Source organism: Sphingopyxis sp. 22461, from assembly GCF_052044915.1.
Taxonomy (GTDB): domain Bacteria; phylum Pseudomonadota; class Alphaproteobacteria; order Sphingomonadales; family Sphingomonadaceae; genus Sphingopyxis.
In genome coordinates, this window is record NZ_JBQENY010000004.1 from 205,315 (window position 1) to 220,076 (window position 14,762).

The 14,762-nt window shown below is 64.6% G+C and carries 14 protein-coding genes and 1 tRNA gene; 9 read left to right on the forward strand and 6 right to left on the reverse strand.

Annotated elements, in window-relative coordinates; translation table 11 throughout:
- Positions 1 to 8 precede the first annotated feature (8 nt).
- Positions 9 to 1,481 (reverse strand): aldehyde dehydrogenase family protein, encoded by a 1,473-nt coding sequence (locus ACTJI5_RS08375; protein ID WP_440859972.1) that lies wholly within the window; start codon positions 1,479 to 1,481, stop codon positions 9 to 11.
- A gap of 254 nt (positions 1,482 to 1,735) precedes the next feature.
- Between ACTJI5_RS08375 and ACTJI5_RS08380 the strand changes: the two genes are divergently transcribed.
- The 6 genes from ACTJI5_RS08380 (at position 1,736) to ACTJI5_RS08405 (ending at position 8,274) form a co-directional block, all read left to right on the forward strand.
- Complete coding sequence (locus tag ACTJI5_RS08380; protein ID WP_440859973.1) at positions 1,736 to 2,551, forward strand: GNAT family N-acetyltransferase; 816 nt, start codon at positions 1,736 to 1,738, stop codon at positions 2,549 to 2,551.
- Positions 2,548 to 4,008, forward strand: a complete 1,461-nt coding sequence (locus tag ACTJI5_RS08385) for an NAD-dependent succinate-semialdehyde dehydrogenase (RefSeq protein ID WP_440859974.1) — start codon at positions 2,548 to 2,550, stop codon at positions 4,006 to 4,008. Before ACTJI5_RS08380 ends, ACTJI5_RS08385 begins: the two co-directional genes overlap by 4 nt.
- Before the next feature lie 11 nt (positions 4,009 to 4,019).
- The gene (locus ACTJI5_RS08390) at positions 4,020 to 5,096 is read left to right on the forward strand and encodes a tartrate dehydrogenase (protein WP_440859975.1); all 1,077 of its coding nucleotides are present in this window, start codon (positions 4,020 to 4,022) and stop codon (positions 5,094 to 5,096) included.
- 109 nt (positions 5,097 to 5,205) lie between these two features.
- Positions 5,206 to 6,615 carry an aspartate aminotransferase family protein gene (locus ACTJI5_RS08395; protein ID WP_440859976.1) on the forward strand — a complete coding sequence of 470 codons (1,410 nt, stop codon included), beginning with the start codon at positions 5,206 to 5,208 and terminating at the stop codon, positions 6,613 to 6,615.
- Positions 6,616 to 6,634: 19 nt separating this feature from the next.
- The gene (locus ACTJI5_RS08400; RefSeq protein WP_440859977.1) at positions 6,635 to 7,129 is read left to right on the forward strand and encodes an Lrp/AsnC family transcriptional regulator; all 495 of its coding nucleotides are present in this window, start codon (positions 6,635 to 6,637) and stop codon (positions 7,127 to 7,129) included.
- Positions 7,129 to 8,274, forward strand: a complete 1,146-nt coding sequence (locus ACTJI5_RS08405; protein WP_440859978.1) for a M20 aminoacylase family protein — start codon at positions 7,129 to 7,131, stop codon at positions 8,272 to 8,274. The genes ACTJI5_RS08400 and ACTJI5_RS08405 overlap by 1 nt, the downstream gene beginning before the upstream one ends.
- Positions 8,275 to 8,314: 40 nt before the next feature.
- Here ACTJI5_RS08405 and ACTJI5_RS08410 read toward each other — a convergent pair whose 3' ends face one another.
- A complete protein-coding gene (locus tag ACTJI5_RS08410) occupies positions 8,315 to 9,019 on the reverse strand; it encodes a copper resistance protein B (protein WP_439513488.1) in 705 nt (234 codons plus the stop codon).
- A 170-nt stretch (positions 9,020 to 9,189) separates the two neighbouring features.
- Between ACTJI5_RS08410 and copC the strand changes: the two genes are divergently transcribed.
- The 3 genes from copC (at position 9,190) to acs (ending at position 12,487) form a co-directional block, all read left to right on the forward strand.
- Positions 9,190 to 9,567, forward strand: coding sequence for a copper homeostasis periplasmic binding protein CopC (gene copC / locus ACTJI5_RS08415; RefSeq protein WP_440859979.1), 378 nt, complete (start codon positions 9,190 to 9,192; stop codon positions 9,565 to 9,567).
- A 4-nt stretch (positions 9,568 to 9,571) separates the two neighbouring features.
- Positions 9,572 to 10,423, forward strand: coding sequence for a copper homeostasis membrane protein CopD (gene copD / locus ACTJI5_RS08420; protein ID WP_440859980.1), 852 nt, complete (start codon positions 9,572 to 9,574; stop codon positions 10,421 to 10,423).
- A 120-nt stretch (positions 10,424 to 10,543) separates the two neighbouring features.
- Complete coding sequence (gene acs, locus ACTJI5_RS08425) at positions 10,544 to 12,487, forward strand: acetate--CoA ligase (protein WP_440859981.1); 1,944 nt, start codon at positions 10,544 to 10,546, stop codon at positions 12,485 to 12,487.
- Positions 12,488 to 12,554: 67 nt separating this feature from the next.
- Here acs and ACTJI5_RS08430 read toward each other — a convergent pair whose 3' ends face one another.
- From ACTJI5_RS08430 to ACTJI5_RS08445, 4 genes are all read right to left on the reverse strand, one after another.
- Positions 12,555 to 12,812, reverse strand: coding sequence for a hypothetical protein (locus ACTJI5_RS08430; RefSeq protein WP_440859982.1), 258 nt, complete (start codon positions 12,810 to 12,812; stop codon positions 12,555 to 12,557).
- A 191-nt stretch (positions 12,813 to 13,003) separates the two neighbouring features.
- A tRNA-Val gene (locus ACTJI5_RS08435) sits at positions 13,004 to 13,079 on the reverse strand.
- Positions 13,080 to 13,151: 72 nt separating this feature from the next.
- The gene (locus tag ACTJI5_RS08440; RefSeq protein WP_440859983.1) at positions 13,152 to 14,123 is read right to left on the reverse strand and encodes a magnesium and cobalt transport protein CorA; all 972 of its coding nucleotides are present in this window, start codon (positions 14,121 to 14,123) and stop codon (positions 13,152 to 13,154) included.
- Between the two features lie 88 nt (positions 14,124 to 14,211).
- On the reverse strand, positions 14,212 to 14,724 hold the full coding sequence (locus ACTJI5_RS08445; RefSeq protein ID WP_440859984.1) for a hypothetical protein: 513 nt from the start codon (positions 14,722 to 14,724) through the stop codon (positions 14,212 to 14,214).
- Positions 14,725 to 14,762: the final 38 nt, after the last annotated feature.

Here is a 14,762-nt window from a genome sequence, read left to right on the forward strand (position 1 = left end):
CCCGCCGCCTAGAACTGAATGAGCGCGGTCTTGCCCTTGCAATTGGCCAGATAGGCTTCGCGGCCCAGATCCTTGCCGATACCCGATTCCTTGTAGCCGCCGGTGGGCAGGATGAAATCGTCGCTGCGGCCATAGCGATTGACCCAGATTGTCCCGGCCTGCAATTCGCGGGTCGCGCGCAACGCGCGCGCGACGTCGCTTGTATGCACGCCCGCCGCAAGGCCATAGCGCGTGCCGTTGGCGAGCGCGAACGCCTCTTTCTCGTCGGCGAAGGTCTGGACGGTCAGCACCGGCCCGAAAATCTCCCCCTGCACGGCCTCGTCATTCTGCGCGACGCCAGCGAGCAACGTCGGCGCATAATAGCTTCCCCGCTGCGGCGATGCGGCACGGCCTCCGCCGGCCAGCGCCTCGGCCCCGCCCGCCAGCGCGCGCGATACCATGCCGTCGATCGTTTCAAGCTGCCGTTCGGACACGATCGGCCCCATCGTCGTGTCGCTGTTCCAGGTTTCGCCGATGCGATGCGCGGCAAAGGCGCGGACGATGCGGTCGATGACGGGCTCGGCGACGCTTTCGTGCACCAGCAGGCGCGAGCCCGCGACGCAGACCTGCCCGGCGTTGAGCGTGATCGCCTTGGCGACGATGGCGCCCGCCTTGTCGAGATCGGCATCGCCGAAGACGATCTGGGGACTCTTGCCGCCGAGTTCGAGCGTCACCGGCTTGGGTCCGGTTTCGGCGCAGGCGGCCATGATCGCGCGCCCGGTGCGCGTCGATCCGGTGAAGCTGACCTTGCCGATCGCATCGGCGCGCACCAGCGCATCGCCAATATCGGCGCCGCCGCCCTGCACGATATTGAAGATGCCCGCGGGCATCCCGGCCTCGATCGCCAGTTCGGCAAGGCGAACGACGCTGAAGGGTGTCAGTTCGGACGGCTTGAGTACGACGGCATTTCCGGCCGCCAGCGCCGGTGCGATCTTCCATGCGGCCATCACCAGCGGCAGGTTCCACGGTGCGATGGCGGCGACGACACCAAAGGGTTCGGTCAGGGTGAAGCCGAGCTTGTCAGGTGTCGTTGCCCCGACCTCGCCGCCATGCTTGTCGGCAAACTCGGCAAAGAAGCGGATACACTCCGCAGTATAGGGAATGTCCCATGCGCGGATTTCAGCGAGCGTGCGCGTCGAACCCACCGCCTCCAGCGGGGCCAGCCAATCAGTGTCGCCTTCGATCAGTTCCGCCCAGCGGCGCAGCAACCGCATGCGGCCGCGCGGTTCCATTGTCCCCCAGCCGCTGCGCTTTTGCGCCGCGGCGGCATCGGCGACCGCTTCGTCCAGCTGCGCCGCGTCCGCGGCAAGAAGCGGGGCAAGGAGCACGCCATCCGAAGGGCGCAGAACCTCGAACATGCGCCCGCGTCCCTCGATCTTGCGGCCGCCGATGAAATTGGCAGCGGAATCGGGACGGAACCGGTTGGCGTCGAATTCGGGCATGGCGCGGATTCCTTTGATGCGGGTGATGACATCTTATCCGGCATGCCCGGAATTCGCGCCCCGCGCCCGGGCAGTCCAACGCGATATTCTTCTATAATCGGCGAAAAACCGGCAGCCCATGCCAGCAGCGGGTGGTTAGATGGAAATGGGAGGCAGGCGAGTCCGGTGCTGCAACAAGCCTTGACGCGCATTTCTTTCGAGCAGGAGTATTCCCGATGGCGACAATATTGGCCGCTCCCCTGGCCCTTCGGCCGATGACGGCCGCTGACCTTGAAGCGGCGACCGAACTTTCGCGCGAGCAGCAATGGCCGCACCGCGACGAGGATTGGGAATTGTTCCTCAGCCTTGGCGAAGGACTCGTCGCCGAAGCCGGCGGCAAGCTGGTCGGAACCATCATGGCGTGGCGTTTCGGTGAAACAATGGCGACGATCGGGATGGTGATCGTGGGCTCGGCCGCCCAAGGCCAGGGCATCGGCCGCAAGCTGATGGAGGCGATGATCGACCAACTGGGCGAGCGCACCATCGTGCTCAACGCCACCGAAGAAGGATTGCCGCTCTACCTCAAGCTCGGCTTCGTCGAAACCGGTCAAATCTACCAGCATCAAGGCCCCGCGCCCGATGTTCCGCTCACCGAATTGCAGCCGGGCGAACGGGTGCGGCCGAAGGGCAAGGCTGACGGCGAACTTGGCGAACTTTATGGCAAGGCCAGCGGGATGGAACGGCAGGCATTGTTCGACGCGCTGGCCGGCGACAGCCGCACCGTCGTTCTCTCGCGCGACCAGCACCCCGTCGGCTTTGCGATGCTGCGCCGCTTTGGTCGCGGCTGGTCGATCGCGCCGGTTGTGGCGCCTGACGCGGCAGGAGCGAAGGCTCTGATCCTTCACTGGCTTGCCGTCAAACAGGGCCGTTTCTGCCGCATCGACATCACGGCCGAAAGCGGCCTCGGCGACTGGCTCGAAGAACTGGGCCTGCCGCGCGTCGGCTCGGTGCGCACGATGGCACGCGGCCCGGCCCCCGTACCGGCCCCCTTCCCCGCCGTCTTTGGCCTCGCGGCACAGGCGCTCGGATGACCCTCCTCCTCGACGACCCGGGCTTGCTGCGGCAAGCCGCGCTGATCGACGGCGCATGGATACCGGCCACCGGCCGCGCGAGCGTGACCGTCACCGATCCGGCCACGGGCGCCGCGGTCGGCGATATTCCCGACTGCTCGGCCGCCGAAACTGAAGCCGCGATCGCCGCGGCCGAAGCCGCATGGCCCGAATGGCGCGCGCGCACCGCGAACGAGCGCGGCGCACTGCTCGAGCGCTGGCACGCGCTGGTGCTCGAGAATCTGGACGACCTCGCGCGGATCATGACCGCCGAACAGGGCAAACCGTTGGCGGAGGCGCAGGGCGAAATCCGCTATGCCGCGACCTTCATCAAATGGTTCGCCGAGGAAGGCCGCCGCGTCGGCGCGCGCAATATCGCCTCGCCCGAACGCGACCGGCGCATCATCATACTGCAGGAACCCGTCGGCGTCAGCGCCGCAATCACGCCGTGGAACTTCCCGGCGGCGATGATTACGCGCAAATGCGCCCCCGCCCTCGCGGCGGGCTGTCCGGTCATCATCAAGCCGTCCGAACTCACGCCCTTCACCGCCATCGCGCTCGTCGAACTGGCGGTGCGGGCCGGCTTCCCGAAGGGGACGATCAACCTCTTGACCGGCAGGCCGCAGGCGATCGGCGCGGCGATCACCGCCAGCCCCGTCGTGCGAAAATTATCTTTCACCGGATCGACCCGGATCGGCGCCCTGCTGTTCCGGCAGAGCGCCGACACGATCAAGCGCCTCAGCCTCGAGCTCGGCGGCAACGCGCCGCTGATCGTGTTCGACGATGCCGACCTCGACCTTGCGGTGCGCGCTACGATGGCCAGCAAATTCCGCAACGCGGGCCAGACCTGCGTCTGCGCCAACCGCATCCTCGTCCAGTCCTCGGTCTATGACGAATTCGCAGCGCGGCTGGGACAGGCGGTTGCGGCCCTCCATAGCGCGCCCGGGACCGAAGACGGCGCAACGATCGGCCCGCTGATCAACGCCGCGGCGGTCGACAAGGTCGCGGCGCATGTCGACGATGCCCTGGCGAAGGGCGCGAAGGCGCTCGCCGCCGGGTCGGGGCGCCGCGACGGCAATTTCGTCCGCCCGCTGCTGCTCGGCGACGCGACGCCCGACATGCGCCTTGCCGAAGAAGAGACGTTCGGCCCGGTCGCGCCGCTGTTCCGTTTCGGCGACGAGGCCGAAGCGATCGCGATGGCGAATGCGACGCCCTATGGCCTCGCAAGCTATTTCTATACGCGCGACCTCGCCCGCTCCTTTCGCGTTGCCGAACGGCTCGAAGCCGGGATGGTCGCACTCAACACGGGATCGATCGCGATGGAGATGGCACCATTCGGCGGCGTCAAACAGTCGGGCATCGGCCGCGAAGGCGGCGAAGCCGGCATCGCGGAATATCTGGAAACCAAGGCCTTCCATATCGGCGGGCTCGAATTTTGAGGGAGCAAGCCGTGACCGGCAAGCGTCGCTACACGATCGCCGTTCTTCCCGGCGATGGCATCGGCAAGGAAGTCATGCCTGAGGGTATCCGCGCGCTCGAGGCGGCGGCAAGCCGCTTTGGCTTCGAGATCGACCAGCAATGGCATGATTTCGCAAGCTGCGACCATTATGCGCAGCACGGCCAGATGATGCCCGACGACTGGAAGGCACGGATCGGACGCCCCGATGCAATCTTCTTTGGCGCGGTCGGCTGGCCTGCGACGGTGCCCGATCATATTTCGCTGGGCCAGTCGTTGCTGCAATTCCGCCGCGAATATGACCAATATGTCAATTTGCGTCCCGTGCGGCTGATGCCCGGCGTTCCTTGTCCGCTCGCCGGACGCGAACCCGGTGACATCGATTTCTGGGTCGTGCGCGAAAACACCGAAGGCGAATATAGCCCGGTCGGCGGGCACATGTTCGCCGGCACCGATCGCGAGGTGGTGATCCAGGAAACGGTGATGACGCGCTTCGGGGTCGATCGTGTATTGCGCTTCGCCTTCGACCTCGCAAGCCAGCGCGAGCGGCGTCATGTCACATCGGCGACCAAGTCGAACGGCATCGCGATCACCATGCCCTTCTGGGACTCGCGCGTCGAAGCCATCGCCGAAGAATATCCCGATGTCAGTCACGACAAATATCATATCGACATCTTGACCGCGCAGTTCGTGATGAACCCCGACCGCTTCGACGTCGTCGTCGCGTCGAACCTCTTCGGCGACATATTGTCCGACCTTGGTCCCGCCTGCACCGGGACGATCGGCGTTGCGCCGTCGGGGAATATCAATCCCGACGGCATGCATCCCTCGCTATTCGAACCCGTCCATGGCTCCGCCCCTGACATCTCGGGCAAGGGAATCGCCAATCCGGTGGGCCAGATCTGGTCGGCGGCGATGATGCTCGAACATCTGGGCGAAACCGAAGCCGCGGCCGCGATCATGCACGCGATCGAGGATATACTGTCGACCCCCGCGGGCCGCACGGGCGACCTGAAGGGCAGCGCCGACACGGTTGGCTGCGGCAAGGCGATCGCCGCGACGATCGGCTGAAGATGGGCGTCGGCATAATATGCCGCGCCCGCTTTGCAAAAGCCGTTCACGCGCGCCGGATCGGGCAATTTCGGCGCAACCGCCTATCCGCCCGCGCTAGCCTGACAGCATGCAAAACGCCCTGAAGTCCGAGCCCGTCCGGTCCAATCGCTCGCTTCTCGAGATCGACCGCGACCATCTGATCCACCCCGTCAGCTCGTTCCGCGGGCACGAACGCCACGGCGCGCGGATCCTAACCGCCGGTGACGGCATGTGGCTGACCGACAGCGACGGCCGGCGCATCCTCGATGCGTTCGCCGGGCTGTGGTGTGTCAACGTGGGCTATGGGCAGGACAGCATCGTCGAAGCGGCCGCCGAACAGATGCGCCGCCTTCCCTATGCGACCGGTTATTTCCATTTCTCGAGCGAACCCGCGATCCGGCTCGCCGACGAGCTCACCACGCTGGCACCTGCGGGGCTCGACCATATCTATTTCACGCTCGGCGGATCAGACGCGGTCGATAGCGCGATCCGCTATATCGTCCATTATTTCAACGCTATAGGGCAGCCGCAGAAGAAGCATTTTATCGCGCTCGAATGGGGCTATCACGGATCGAGCTCGAATGGCGCGGGCCTGACGGCGCTGGCGAATTTTCACCGCGGCTTCGACCTGCCGCGCTCCTGGCAGCATCATATCGCATCGCCCTATCCTTATCGTCATCCGCAGGGCGATGACGATGCAGCGGTGATCGCCTCATCGGTCGCGGCGCTGGAGGCGAAGGTCGCCGAACTCGGCGCCGATAGCGTCGCAGCCTTCTGCTGCGAACCGATCCAGGGTTCGGGCGGCGTGATCGTCCCGCCGAAAGGCTGGCTGAAAGCGATGCGCGACGCCTGCACCCGGCTCGGCATATTGATGCTGGTCGACGAGGTTATCACCGGCTTCGGCCGCACCGGCCCGATGTTCGCCTGCAACGACGAGGGGGTTTCCCCCGATTTCCTGACGCTCGCGAAGGGGCTGACCAGCGGCTACGCGCCGATGGGCGCGGTGCTGATGGCCGATCATATCTACCAGACGATCGCCGACAGTGCGCCAGAAGCGCTTCCGGTCGGTCATGGCTTTACCTATTCGGGTCATCCGGTGAGCGCGGCCGTGGCGCTGGAAGTGCTGCGCCTCTATCGGCAAGGCGGCCTGCTCGAAAACGGGGTAGCGGTCGGCGAGCGCTTTACGGCGCGGCTCGAAGCACTGAGGGCGCATCCGCTCGTCGGCGATGCGCGCGGACGCGGGTTGCTCGGCGCAGTCGAACTGGTGACGAACAAGCAGACAAAGGCCGAATTTGCCGCCGAACTCGACGTGGGTGGCAGGCTGTCGCAACTGACGTGGGACAATGGCGTGATTGTCCGCTGCTTCGCCAATGCGGTAATCGGCTTCGCCCCCGCATTATGCTGTTCGGACGACGAAATGGACCTTATATTCGATCGGGTCGAAAAATCGCTCGACCAACTCCTCGAACAGCCCGATATTCGGGCCGCGCTCAGCTGACGGCATAGGGGATAGAGTCATGATGCCAGGCCCGAAGCTCGACCGGATCGACCTCAATATCCTCGCAAAGCTGCAGCAGATGGGCCGCATCACCAATGTTGAATTGGCCGACGCGGTGGGCCTGTCACCCAGCCCCTGTCTGACGCGAGTCAAGCGACTGGAAAAGGCGGGTTATATCTCCGGCTATGGCGCGCATATCAACCTGCACAAGCTCGGCGAATTCCTCACCGTTTTTACCGAAGTGACGCTCACCGAGCATCGCCACGGCGATTTTTCGCGCTTCGAAACCCGCATTGCCAAGCTCGACGAGATCGTCGAATGCCATCTCGTCAGCGGCGGCTATGATTATCTGCTGAAGTTCGTCGCACGCGGCGTCGCCCATTATCAGTCGATCATCGAAGGCATGCTCGAAAGCGACTATGGGATCGAAAAATATTTCAGCTACGTCGTGATCAAGTCGCCCTTCATCAAGCATCATTTTCCGATTCAGAACCTGTTCGGCAACCAGAATTGATGACCGACCTCACTGACCTGATCCAGCCGCTCGTCGCACTGCGCCGTGACATCCATGCGCACCCCGAACTCGGTTTCCAGGAACATCGGACGGCCGCGCGCATCGCTGCCGAACTGCGTTCGGCGGGGATCGAGGTTCATGAAGGCATTGGCGGGACCGGACTTGTCGGCGTTTTGCGCGTGGGCGACGGCTCCCGCACCCTTGGCCTGCGCGCCGACATGGACGCGCTGCCGATCGACGAACAGACGAACCTTGCCTGGTCCAGCACCTCGCCGGGCTGCTTTCATGGTTGCGGCCACGACGGCCATGTTGCGATGCTGCTCGGCGCGGCGCAATATCTGGCCCGCGATCCCGGCTTTTCGGGCACGCTCCATTTCATCTTTCAGCCGGCCGAAGAGGGCTTAGGCGGCGCGCGGCAGATGATCGAGGACGGCTTGTTCGAGCGCTTCCCCTGCGACCGCGTCTATGCCTTGCATAATTGGCCGGGCCTGCCGGCAGGCACCATCTCGACCCGCGCCGGAGCGATCATGGGTGCGGCGGACAAATTCGTCATCATGATTGAGGGCCGCGGCGGGCACGCCGCGCTGCCGCAGGATACGCCCGACGCGCTGCTAGCCGCAGCCGGCCTCGTGCAGCAGCTCAACACGATCGTCGCGCGCGATGTGCCGCCATCGGCGGCGGCGGTCCTCTCGGTCACCGAAATCCAGGGCGGCCACGCGCACAATGTCATTCCCGCCGAGGTTCGCGTCGGCGGCACGGTCCGGACCTTCGACCCGCTGGTGCAGGACAGGATCGAGGAACGGATGCGCCAGATCCTGCGCGGCATCGAGGCATCGTTCGAAGTACGCGCGACCCTCGTCTATGATCGCTACTACCCGGCAACGATCAACGACGCGGCCGCAGCGGAAGACGCGCTGGAGATTGCCGCGACCGTCGCCCGCGCCGAACGGGCGCCCGAGCCCGCGGCAACATCGGAAGATTTCTCCTTCATGCTCCAGCAGCGACCCGGTGCCTATATCTGGCTGGGCCAGGGACAAGGCGACAATCCCGCCCCGCTCCACAATCCGCGTTATGATTTCAACGACGATGTCCTGGAAACCGGCATTCGCCTGCACATCGCGCTGGCCCGTCACTGGCTGCGCTGACGGGGGACTGCGGGCGCCCGTCGATGGATCTCGGCGGATGCTAAAACGAAAGCCCGATGCCGAAAATCGCCCGTGTCACCTTGGCCGTTTCTCCATGCGCAGCTGCAATGTCGCGCGTGCCGCCGAGCAGTCGCTCGTGGATGACACCCGTATAGATGTTGAGGCTTTCCCCAAGCGATCGGCGCAACCGCACCGACACCTCGACATCGGTCGGACCGCTGCCAAGATCCTCGGCTAGAACATCCTGTGCCGACCAGCCCAACGCCAGCCGCGGTTCGAGCGCCAAGCGCGGCGCGATGTCCCAGCGGGCGATCAACTGACCGCTTCCCGTCAGGTTCCCGTGCTGCGACACGAAGGCATAATGCTCGGCCTCGATCCCGGACCCGAGATCGCCGACGACCCCCAGGGACGCATGGGCCAGATTCGATGCATCGCGAATATCATAGCGTACGCCGGCGAGCATTGTGACACGGTCCGAAAGCGTGCGCGAATAGAGCGCCTGGATTTCGACGTCGTCGAAGCTCGTGCGCGTGTCGCTTCCGCCTTCGACCTTGATCACAAGCTGGTCGGCGCCCGTACCGACGGTCATGCCGCTGTCGAGCACGAGATGATCGTGCCCGTTGCCGACATGTATCTCGAGCAGATCGATCTCCGCCGAAATGCCATCCTGGGCGCAAACCGCGACGGGAAAGGCGGTAAGGCCGGCGAGAAGCATGAACCAGCGGGAGGCGGCCGAATATCGCATGCCCCCATGTGCCATGCTCGCGCTCGCGATTATCGCCGATCTGGGGTTGGCATACGGCACATCCTGTCAGAAGCGGGCCCGATTCCGAAGATGGATGCGGCCGCAAAGCCGTATAGGATAGAAAGCCTGCGGCACCGCTATGCCGCAGCTCCAAGGACTGGAGAAACAAGATGCGCAAATATGCTTTCATCGCCTTCACCATTCTCACCGCGAGCCTGCTGCCGGCGACTGCAATGGCCCACCCCCGCCTGCTCTCCTCTTCGCCCGCCGCCAACGCCAGCGTCGCGAAGCCGGCAACGATCACCCTCGGTTTTTCCGAAACACTTGTTGCACCGCTGTCGGGGATCGAACTGACGATGACCGGTATGCCGGGCATGGCGAAACACGGGCCGGTTCCGATAAGCGATTTTACCACCAAGGTCACGGGCAAGGTGCTGACGGTGAAGCTCGCACGGCCGCTCGCCGCCGGCACCTATGTCCTGAAGTGGCATGCGGTGGCTGCCGACCAGCACCGCATCGAAGGCAATTTCAGCTTCACCGTCCGATAATCCCTTGACCGACCCCGGCCTCCTCGCCGCCCGTGCATTGAGCTATGCGGCGCTGCTCCTTACGGCGGGCGTGCCCTTGTATATGCTCGCCGCGGGTCGCACGCTGGTCAGCGGGCAGCGGAGCTTGCCGATCGTCGCGGTGCTCGCGCTGACCGCCCTCGCCGCATCGGTCTGGGGAATGTTCGAAAGCGTCGCGTCGATGCTCGGCGTCCCGGTGGGCGAGGTCGATCTTGCAACGCTTCAAACCATTCTCGCGGCGACGCCGCTCGGCTTGGTGTTTGCTATTCGCGGCGCCGCGCTGTTGCTGACGGCCTTCGCTGCGGCGCGCCGGAAATGCGGTCTGGCAGCGATTTCTGCTTCGATCGCGCTCGCAACTAACGCTTGGACGGGCCATGCCGGCGCGACCGAAGACGGCCTCGGCACCCTTCACCGCCTGTCCGACATCGTCCATCTGCTCGCGGCCGCGATGTGGCTCGGCGCGCTTGTCATCTTTCTGGGCGCCTTGCTGCGCCGGAGCAATCGCGATGCCCTCCTCCGCAGCCTTGCCGGTTTTGCCGCCACGGGCACGATCCTCGTGCTGCTGTTGCTCGCCACGGGGATCGTCAACATGATCGTCATCGCAGGATGGCCGCCAGCGCTGACCAGTGGCTGGGCGGTCGTGTTGGTGGCAAAACTCGGCCTGTTCGCCGCGATGCTCGGTTTCGCGGCGCTCAATCGCTGGCGCCTCGCGCCCGCCCTCGCGGCGGACGCACCCGGAGCCGATCGCGCGCTGCGCCGCTCGCTCGGCGCAGAAACCGCTGCCGGGTTCGCGGTCCTGCTGGCGGTCGCCCTGCTCGGCACCCTCTCGCCCACGTGAGCAAAACCTGTCGCGGGACGCGGATTTCCGGCATTCTCGGCCGTTTTCCGCGCAACTTCAGCCGCGCCTTCTCACTCCACAATCCTAAGTGCCGGGGGAGAGAATGAGGGAGCGAGGACAATGGGCGACGCCGAAATCTACCCTGTGCCGCAATGGTGGAAGGAGAATGGCCGCGTCGATGCGGCGGCTCGCCGGATGCTCTACGACCGCTCGCTGATCCAGCCCGACGCCTTTTGGTTGGAACAGGCCCGGCGACTGGACTGGACGAGCTTCCCACAAACCGCAGGCGACTGGTCCTTCGACCGCGACGATTTTCATATCGCCTGGTTCGCCGACGGCTCGCTGAATGCCTGCGTCAATTGCATCGACCGCCATGCAGCGACACGCCCCCAGGCAACCGCGATCATCTGGGAGCCCGACGATCCGTCCGAGGCGCCGCGTCTGATCGACTATGCCGAACTGCTCGCCGAGACATGCCGCTTCGCCAATGTCCTGAAAGCGAACGGCGTCCAGCGCGGCGATCGCGTCACCATCTATATGCCGATGATCCCCGAGGCGGCCTTCGCGATGCTCGCCTGCGCGCGCCTCGGCGCGATCCACTCGGTCGTCTTCGGGGGCTTTTCTCCCGAATCGATCGCCGGCAGGGTCAACGACTGCGGATCGACCGTCATCGTCACCGCCGATGCGGGGCGGCGCGGTGGCAAGCCGGTCCCGCTCAAACCGAATGTCGATGCGGCCCTTGCCCATGCGCCGGGCGTCGGGCGCGTCATCGTCGTGCGGGCCACCGGCGCCGATACGCCCATGACGCCCGGACGCGACATCTGGTATGACGAGGCGGCGGCCGCGGTCGGGACCGAATGCCCGGCGGTCGCCATGAGAGCCGAGGATCCGCTCTTCATCCTCTATACGTCGGGCTCGACCGGCAAGCCGAAGGGCGTCATGCACACGACCGGCGGCTATCTTCTCTGGGCGGCGCTCACGCACGAACTCGCCTTCGACTACCGGCCTGGCGATGTCTTCTGGTGCGCCGCCGACGTCGGCTGGATCACGGGACACAGCTATATCCTATATGGCCCACTCGCCAACGGCGCGACAACGCTGATGTATGAAGGGGTTCCCAATTGGCCGACCCCGTCGCGCCTGTGGGAAATCTGCGACCGGCACGGTGTCAACACGCTGTTCACTGCCCCGACCGTGCTGCGCGCGCTCATGCGCGAAGGCGACGACCATGTCACGCGGACCAGTCGTGCGTCGCTCAGGCTGCTGGGGTCGGTCGGCGAGCCGATCAATCCGGAAGCCTGGCGCTGGTATCATGCCGTCGCCGGCGAGGGCCGTTGCCCGATTATCGACACCTGGTGGCAGACCGAAACCGGCGGAGCGATGATCGCCCCGTTCCCCGCCGCGACCAACCTCAAACCCGGAGCGGCGACCCTGCCGCTTCCCGGCGTCGCGCTGCGGCTTGTCGATGCGAATGGCGACGACGTCCCCGGCACCGGCAGCGGAAACCTCCTCATCGAGCGGAGCTGGCCGGGGCAGATGCGGTCGGTCTGGAACGATCACGACCGCTTCTTCGAGACCTATTTCACCGCTTATCCGGGTTGCTATTTCACCGGCGACGGCGCGCGCCGCGACGCCGACGGATATTGGTGGATCACGGGCCGGGTCGATGACGTCATCAACGTCTCGGGGCACCGGCTGAGCACCGCCGAAATCGAATCGGCGCTTGTGCTCCACGAAAAGGTCGCCGAGGCCGCAGTCGTCGGCAGTCCCCATGATATCAAGGGGCAGGCGGTCCACGCCTATGTCGTGCTGAACGCCGGCGAGGAAGCCTCGGAAGCCATGGAAGGCGATCTTGCACAATGGGTCCGGCGCGAGATCGGGCCGATCGCAACGCCCGAAAGCGTGCGGATCGTGCATGGTCTGCCAAAAACGCGCAGCGGCAAGATCATGCGGCGTTTGCTGCGAAAGATCGCGGAAGGCGATACAAGCGACCTCGGCGACACGTCTACACTGGCTGACCCTACGATTCTCGATACATTACTCGCAAATCTTAGCAAACCTTAGCCCGAAGAGAGCCGCGGTGAAGTTGATCTCGGCCCTTGTATTAGCCAGTCGTACGCGGCCCTGAACCTCAGTCGAAGCCGCGGCGGCCTCGATGGCAGTATCGACGCCATACTTCTGCTCCCTGCTCCGGCTCGCTTACCTTGCGCCCGATATCACGACCGCAATCCTCGACGGCCGCCAGCCCGCGCACCTCAATCGACAGTTCCTGGCGCGCATCAATCACCTTCCGATCGACTGGCAAGGTCAGCGCGACATGCTCGGGTTCGCATAAACCTACACCCACAGCACCGCGGGATAAGATGCGCATCTGATGCGCATCTTTCATGCAACGCATCCTCCGGCCGCAAAATCCTCGAACAGAGAATCTGCGTCCTGCGACGACTGGTTTCGGCCGCCGGAAACGTCTCTACGTCGAAGCTATGCGCGATAGATATCGAGCTAAGCCGCTGACATATCGTGATATTATCGAAAACACAGCTACGGCGTCGCCGCGATTGCAGTCGACTAGTGACTGCGTGGTGGGCGCTGACGGGCTCGAACCGCCGACCCTCTCGGTGTAAACGAGATGCTCTACCAACTGAGCTAAGCGCCCCCCAGATGTCGCCATCAGCGGAAGGTGCGCCCCTGCCATAAGCCGCCGCCGCTGGCAAGCGCGTCGCGCGCGTCAGAGCCAGCCGATATGCTTGAATCGCCAGAAGACGAGTCCTGATCCGCCAAAGATCAGGGCGAGCGCGAATGGATAGCCAAAAGCCCAGTCGAGTTCGGGCATGAACTCGAAATTCATCCCATAAATGCCGGCAATTGCGGTCGGCACGGCAAGGATCGCAGCCCAGGCGGCGAGCTGGCGCGTGATCACGCCCTGGCGCTGCTGTTCGAGCATGCCGTTGGTTTCGATCACCGACGCGGCGACGTCGCGGAGGCCGACGAGGCGGAATTCGGCGCGCTGCACATGATCCCAGATGTCGCGGAAAAAGGGGCGCACGGCGGGATCGATATTGGGCAAATCCTCTTCGGTCGCGAGGCGCCCCGCGACCTCCTTCATCATGCCGACGAGGCGCTGAAAGCGGATGATTTCATGCCGCTGCGCGTAAAGATGACGAATCTCGGCAGCATCGAGCGGGGTGTCCATCACGCTTTCCTCGACCAGCAGCATCCGGTCCTCGATCGCGTCGACGACGGGGAAATAGCCGTCGACGATGAAATCGAGCACAGCATAGAGGACATAGTCGGGGCCGTGCGCGAGCTTGGCGGGCAGCGTTTCGAGCCGCGCGCGAATGTCGGTGTGGGTGCGCGCCGACCCGTGGCGGACGCTGACGAAAAAATGGGGGCCAAGGAAAAACGCCGTCTCGCCCGGATGGATCGTGTCAGAATCGAGGTTCGCAGTGCGGGTTATGACGAACAGCTGGTCGCCATAGGCTTCGACCTTCGGCAACTGGTTCGCCTTCAGCGCATCCTCGACCGCGAGCGGATGAAGGCCGAACCGCTTGGCGATCCCCTCCAGTTCCCCCGGCGTCGGTTCATAGAGGCCGAGCCAGAAAAAATCGCCGTCGGCGCAATCTTCCGGAAGTTCCTCGTCAGGGCCGATGTCGCGGACAAGCTTGCCGTCATGATAAACGCGGGCGGCCATAATCGGCATCAGCAGAAACTCCGTTGAAGTGCGGCGCTTACATAGTGCGCCGCGCGATGAAGGGAAATGGCCCGGCTTGGGGGCGAGGGTCCTGCCCCTAGATGTCCCGGCTGTCGTACGCCCATTGCAGCAATGCCTGCCGCTGTTTCGGACGGCAAAAGGGATCGCCCGGCTCGCAATGCTTGCGCACTTGCGCGGCATGGCGCCGGAACGCGCGCCACCGCGCAATCTGGCGATGGTCCTCGCCCGGCATCCGCCGTCCCGAATAATAGCGGCAATACCATTGGAACCAGCCGCGCGGATCATCGGGATGGATCCACCCTTTCTGGACCCAGATATGCAGCGGAACACTCGCGCGGATGCCGAAATAGTTGAGCGAACAGTCCGCCCGTTCGGGTGAAAGTTTCGCCTTCTTGAACCAGCTTTCCGGGAATTCGGCGGTGCAGTCGGTCATATATTTGCCGCAGAACACCCCGAGTTCCAGCATCTCGGCGGGCGTGAGTTCGGGTTCGAAACCGGGATCGAACGCTTTGCCCATCGCGGCCGTGCGCCTGTAGCGATACCCCTGCTGCATCCGGTCGTTCACGACTACTTCGACGGCATCCTTCATGGCCGGAAGTTAGCCGGGCCGATCGGCGCGGGCCATGC